Source organism: Bacillus sp. AY2-1, from assembly GCF_008368965.1.
GTDB lineage: Bacteria > Bacillota > Bacilli > Bacillales > Bacillaceae_G > Bacillus_A > Bacillus_A thuringiensis_S.
Genome location: NZ_QPEL01000205.1, coordinates 1 through 5,439 on the forward strand (window position 1 = coordinate 1; position 5,439 = coordinate 5,439).

The window sequence follows — 5,439 nt, forward strand, 5'->3', positions numbered from 1 at the left end:
GAATCACTTGATGCAATTGAAAAAGCAATCGACCTAGGGGTCAATTTTATTGATACTGCTGATGTTTATGGATTAGGTCATAGTGAAACACTCGTTGCAAAAGCCATAAATAATTGCAGACAGGATATAATTCTTTCTACAAAAGGTGGATTAATCGGTCATCATTATGACCCAAATCAACCAGCAGTTTATGGAGATCCTCAACAGATCATTGATGCGTTTGAGGCTAGTTTACTGCGGCTTAAAACGAATTATATAGATGTGTACTTTTGTCATATTTGGTGGGATAAACCGGAAGAAACAGAAGCCTTTCTACAAGCTTTCCAAACCTTAAAAAAATCTGGCAAAGTGAGAGCAGTTGGCGTTTCTACTAATGATTTAGATTATATAAAACATTTTAATCAGAATAATGATTTAGATGTCGTACAATTCGATTATAGTATTTTGAATAAAGAACCTGAAAAAGACATCCTTCCTTATATTGAAAAACATAATTTAGGTGCTGTGATAAGAGGTCCACTTAAGATGGGAATTTTAACTGGGAAATTTAATCATGAAACTCAATTTCCAAGCGATGATTTAAGAAAAGATTGGCCAAAAGAAAAATGGTTTAAAGATAGCTTAAACACAGTAGAGAAATTACGTTCACTTGTACGTTCAAATCGAAGTTTAACGCAAGTTGCTTTACGTTATGTTTTAAGTCACCCTGCCGTTTCAGTTGCTATTCCTGGTGCAAAAAATTCTACTCAGGTTGAAGAAAACTCTTCACATTTAATTCGCCCATTATTATTAGATAATGAAATTGAATTCATTAAACAACTTTGATCAAATAATTATTCTTCCATAAAAAATCATGCTGATTTTTCTACCAAATCCATACTACTACTTCTTCTCCACTAGAACATATCTTTAGCACTTCCACCCTATTTTTTTATCTTTTCCCAACAATATCTACAGTTTATAAGGTAGTTGAATCCTTTTATTCAACTACCTTATAATACGTTCTACATTATATTAAAATATCTACTACACTAGTTGAATACATGCTAAGGCAACATGCAAACCGAATAAACAATTAATTCAGAAATATTTTTAGAAACTTCATTATCTCACAATTACTTTTTTTAAAATAAATCAAAAAATTTTTCTTTACTTTAAATTCCATAATTCATATAATCTTCTATGGAATTACATTTTTTTCTAAATAGCTCCTCATTTCTAAGTATTCAAAAGGGCAATTACAAATTATTATACCCTTATGTTTAACCAAGTAAAATAAAAATCCAGTTTTTCACAAGGAGAAGTGACTGCATGCAAGATATTTTAAAACTATTTCCGAGCGTTGACGGAAATGAAGAAAAACAACAACTTTTATTAGAATCTATGCAGAAAATAATTAAAAATCTTGATCAACTAAAAAATGAAGAGCGAGCTACTTTAGGTAAATGTGAGGAAAAATCAGAAGGATACTACAATGGCTTAATTCAACAAAGTCATATTCCACTAGCTGGAATCACTATGTCTGAGGTTATAGAAGAGCTAAACCAGTTTATGAATGGACATCCGTATCCAAATAAATATTACTTGTCTAACGCTGTACCACTACCAAGTATACCTTCAATATTAGGTGTAATAACCATGGCCCTTTTAAATGGTAATGGTGTTTGGGATGTATATGGTCCAGGGGCAGCAGAAGCAGAAGTAAAAGTTGTATCCATGCTTTCAAAATTGATAGGTTATAATCCACATAATAGCGGTGGCTATACAACATGGGGTGGACAAGGATGCGTGTTTTCTAGCTTGCGTTTAGCAATTTCTAAACAATTCCCATCAGCAAAAGAACATGGTGCTCCACAAAATGTATATTGCTTTGCTTCTGAAAATGCACATTATAGTTTATTAAAGTCAGCTGAAGCAACTGGCATTGGGTCAAATCACTTAATAAAAGTGAAAACTGATCCTTATACAAGTTCTATGGATATAGAAGACTTAGAGGCTAAAATGATACAGGTTATTAACAATGGCGGTATCCCCCTTTATATTCTAGCTACTATGGGATCAACAGACACATTTACTATTGATGATATAAGAAAAATTAAAGAAAGCGCTGAAGCAATACAGAAAAAATATAAATTAAAACCTATTTATATCCATGCTGATTCTGCAATGGGCGGATTCTATAGTTTCTTTAATAATTATAGTTTTGAAGAAAATTCACTCTCATTTGAACCTAATGTGAAAAATGCCTTACAATACGTACAAGATAAAATGCAATATATGTCCCTTGCAGACAGTGTATGTTTTGATTTTCATAAATTAGGACAAACACCTTATGCTTCAAGTATTTTAATCGTAAAAAATCATACTGATTTACAACTGATGGACATTGAACAAGATGATACACCTTATCTTGGTAATAGATCATATGGGAGTTATCATACAGGCTATACCTTAGAATGTTCACGAGCTGGTAGCGCTATTCCGATGTATATCAATCTTTTAGCCTTTGGTGTTGAAGGATATCAAAAATTACTAGCAAATTATATTCGTGTAAATCTATTATTTAGAGAAAAGTTGCGCAAAGCCCTGCCTCAAGTCGCAATCACAAATGATTTTACATATGGACCAATTACAACTTTCCGTTTCTATATGAATGGAGATGGCCAAGAAAATTGGGAAAAAGAACGAATAGGCCTTGCAACAAAAGAAGAGATTGAGGATACAAACCGATTGAATATTGAACTATTTAATTACCTAGGAGAAAATCGCGAACAAGTATTTTTTGGTGATACAACTCGTTCTTGTGTAGTAGATGTAATAAACAGTTGTGATAGAAATCCGATTTCCACATTAAAATTCTTTTCTATCTCTCCATATACAACTGTTGAATGTATAGATGAGATCGTAGAATTTCTTTATGAACATATTTCGATTGCTACTAAACAGATTTATTCATATGTTTAATAACCATTTTTGTTAGCGCTTTAATAGTTAAACTTAACTTAACTTAACTAAATTAAATAAAATTATTAATCCTTTTAATTACTATTCACTAAATCAGGAAAGAGGAAAAACATATGAATATAGAGCTACTTGATACACATCACGTGAAAGATGCGGCACATTTACTGGCACATTCTTTTGTGAATAATGAACCTCTTGTAAGCAGTTTACAAATTCCTTTTGCTCCTTTTCACAAAATGTGCGAAGAAATGATGAAACAAGCTGTATCTCAGGCTATGTCATTTGTAGCAATAGAAAATTTTCAAATTGTTGGGGTTCTTTTAACAAAAAAAGTAACCCAGCCACTAATAGATGCAGATAAAGCGACTGAACTATGCCCACAAATGGAACCTATTTTTCAACTTTTAGATACATTAGAGACAGAATCTATTGAGTTTTCTCATTTAGATAAAGAAAAATTGGTCTATCTAGATATGGGCGCTTGTCATCCAGATTGGATGGGAAGTGGTATAGTCACTACCCTGCTTTCACATGCCATTCAAGAAATAAGTAAAAAAGATTTTGATTTTATTGCTGCTTGTACAAATAAAATTTCTCAAAAAATCCTAAAAAAACTGTGTACGACCTATCAAATGAATGAAATAGTGTATAGTAATTTTCTTTATAAGGAAACATACCCATTTGCTAATACAACAACTTCCTTAACAGCTCAATTACTATATATACCTCAATCTCAATTTGTCATTCAGGCTATATAATTTGGTAAACTACCCGTTTTTAAACAGTCTTATAAGGCTGTTTAGAAGGTTCTAGTGCAAAAACTTTAGGACAAAATTTTGAACATACTAATATTACTAATCTAAAGAAGGTGCGTGATTAGTATGGAAAAGGAAAATCCTTATCCATTTCTCAATATTCGATTATATGTTTCTTGACCACTGTCAAAGTAAATTGTGCATAGTTGACATGTTTTTTAACTAAATGCCCGGCAACTTTTTTATTCAGTAAGTATCGATTTGAAACTATTTTAACACTATATTGAATATTTCCTTCCTAGCAACGCTTCAAAATCTCCTCAGTTTATATAAAATGAGGAGATTTTTTTAGTGGAAAGCTTTCTTGTTACATCCTTAACTTTCTAGCGCTGTTTTACCACGATGTCCAGCCACCGTCAATACAAATATTTTGCCCCGTTACATAACTTGAGGCATTAGATGCAAGAAAAACAATCAATCCTTGTAATTCCTGCGGATTTCCTATACGACCTAGCGCTGTTTTTTTATTTAAATTTCGAATAAATTCTTTATTTTTCTGAACTTCTATATTAGGAAATGGACCTGGAGAGATAGAATTAGCTCTAATTCCTTTTAAACCATAGTGACACGCAAGATACCTGGTAAACTGTATGATAGCAGCTTTTCCTGCTCCATAATTTGGAGGATTATTAAAGCCTGAGTCGCCGTAAATAGAAGGGTCTGGGGAAACAACACCATACATTGAAGAGATATTAATAATATTTCCTTTATTCTTCGGTAGCATATATTGTAATGCCTTTTTAGTAACTCGAAACACATTATTTATAGAACCATCAATTCCTGTTTCCCACTCCCATTCTGTCATTTCTTCAATAGTCTTTCCCGCTCCAAAGTAAGCATTATTAATAAGAATATCTATCTTATTATCTAAATTGTAAATCTCCTCAAATGTATGGTTTATTGAATTACTATCTGAAACATCTAGAGCATATCCCTGACATTTCACATTATATTTTTGATTTAACTGATCAGCCAAATTCATACATTTTTCTTTGCTTCTACTAACTATCATAACGTTTGCGCCATACTTAGCTAGCCCTTCAGAAATTGCAGAACCAAGATAACCAGATCCACCAGTAACAATTGCATTTTGGCCTTTTAAACTAAATAATTCATGTTGATTCATTACTTACCCTCCATAAGTTCGGATTAATAATTATCTCAGGTATATCCTTAAATAATTTCTTTGCAGTATTAAGAACTTTCTCTTCTAATAAAGGTGAATTACAGATTTGAATATTTTCTTTTAATTGATCTACTGTTTCACACCCAATAATAATCTTATCAATTTCTTTCAATTCTCGAACAAATAATAAAGCCAATTGCGCTCTACTTAAATTGAACTCCCGAGCTAAAAACTCAAATTCTTTTATTGGTTTTTTAGCGATTTGTAAATAATCGGGGATTTTTTCCGCATCCATTAATAGCAACCCTTGAAGATATGGACTTCTAGCATGTATTTCTATTCCTTTTGTTTTCAGCTTTTGTAGTAGTCCTGAATGAATTAGACGTTGATCAAATATATTTAAAGGGACTTGAATCATATCAAAACAATCAAATTCCAAAAAACGCTTAACTTCATCAGGTGTATAAACGGATACACCAATCTTTTTGATTACTCCCCCTGATTTCAATGTATTTAATTTTTGAATGATATATC

5 protein-coding genes are annotated in these 5,439 nt (G+C 31.9%); 3 read left to right on the forward strand and 2 right to left on the reverse strand.

Features of this window, described 5'->3' with window-relative positions; translation table 11 throughout:
* From DN403_RS28675 to DN403_RS28685, 3 genes are all read left to right on the forward strand, one after another.
* Nucleotides 1-825: aldo/keto reductase (locus DN403_RS28675; protein WP_149186021.1), on the forward strand; the 825-nt coding region annotated here is incomplete at its 5' end.
* Between the two features lie 486 nt (nucleotides 826-1,311).
* Nucleotides 1,312-2,964: a pyridoxal phosphate-dependent decarboxylase family protein gene (locus tag DN403_RS28680; protein WP_098987258.1), complete on the forward strand. Its 1,653-nt coding sequence runs from the start codon at nucleotides 1,312-1,314 to the stop codon at nucleotides 2,962-2,964.
* Between the two features lie 113 nt (nucleotides 2,965-3,077).
* Entirely contained in the window at nucleotides 3,078-3,722 is a 645-nt protein-coding gene (locus DN403_RS28685; protein WP_149186022.1) for a GNAT family N-acetyltransferase, read from the forward strand.
* 391 nt (nucleotides 3,723-4,113) lie between these two features.
* Here DN403_RS28685 and DN403_RS28690 read toward each other — a convergent pair whose 3' ends face one another.
* Together DN403_RS28690 and DN403_RS28695 are read right to left on the reverse strand one after the other, a co-directional pair.
* Nucleotides 4,114-4,905 (reverse strand): SDR family oxidoreductase, encoded by a 792-nt coding sequence (locus DN403_RS28690; protein ID WP_098033635.1) that lies wholly within the window; start codon nucleotides 4,903-4,905, stop codon nucleotides 4,114-4,116.
* Nucleotides 4,892-5,439: aldo/keto reductase (locus DN403_RS28695; RefSeq protein ID WP_149186023.1), on the reverse strand; the 548-nt coding region annotated here is incomplete at its 5' end. The genes DN403_RS28695 and DN403_RS28690, both read right to left, overlap by 14 nt.

Bases quoted from the DNA above. Each gene is read 5' to 3' on its own strand.
- DN403_RS28680 (WP_098987258.1), top strand. From the start codon at position 1,312: ATGCAAGATATTTTAAAACTATTTCCGAGCGTTGACGGAAATGAAGAA.
- DN403_RS28685 (WP_149186022.1), top strand. From the start codon at position 3,078: ATGAATATAGAGCTACTTGATACACATCACGTGAAAGATGCGGCACAT.
- DN403_RS28690 (WP_098033635.1), bottom strand. From the start codon at position 4,905: ATGAATCAACATGAATTATTTAGTTTAAAAGGCCAAAATGCAATTGTT.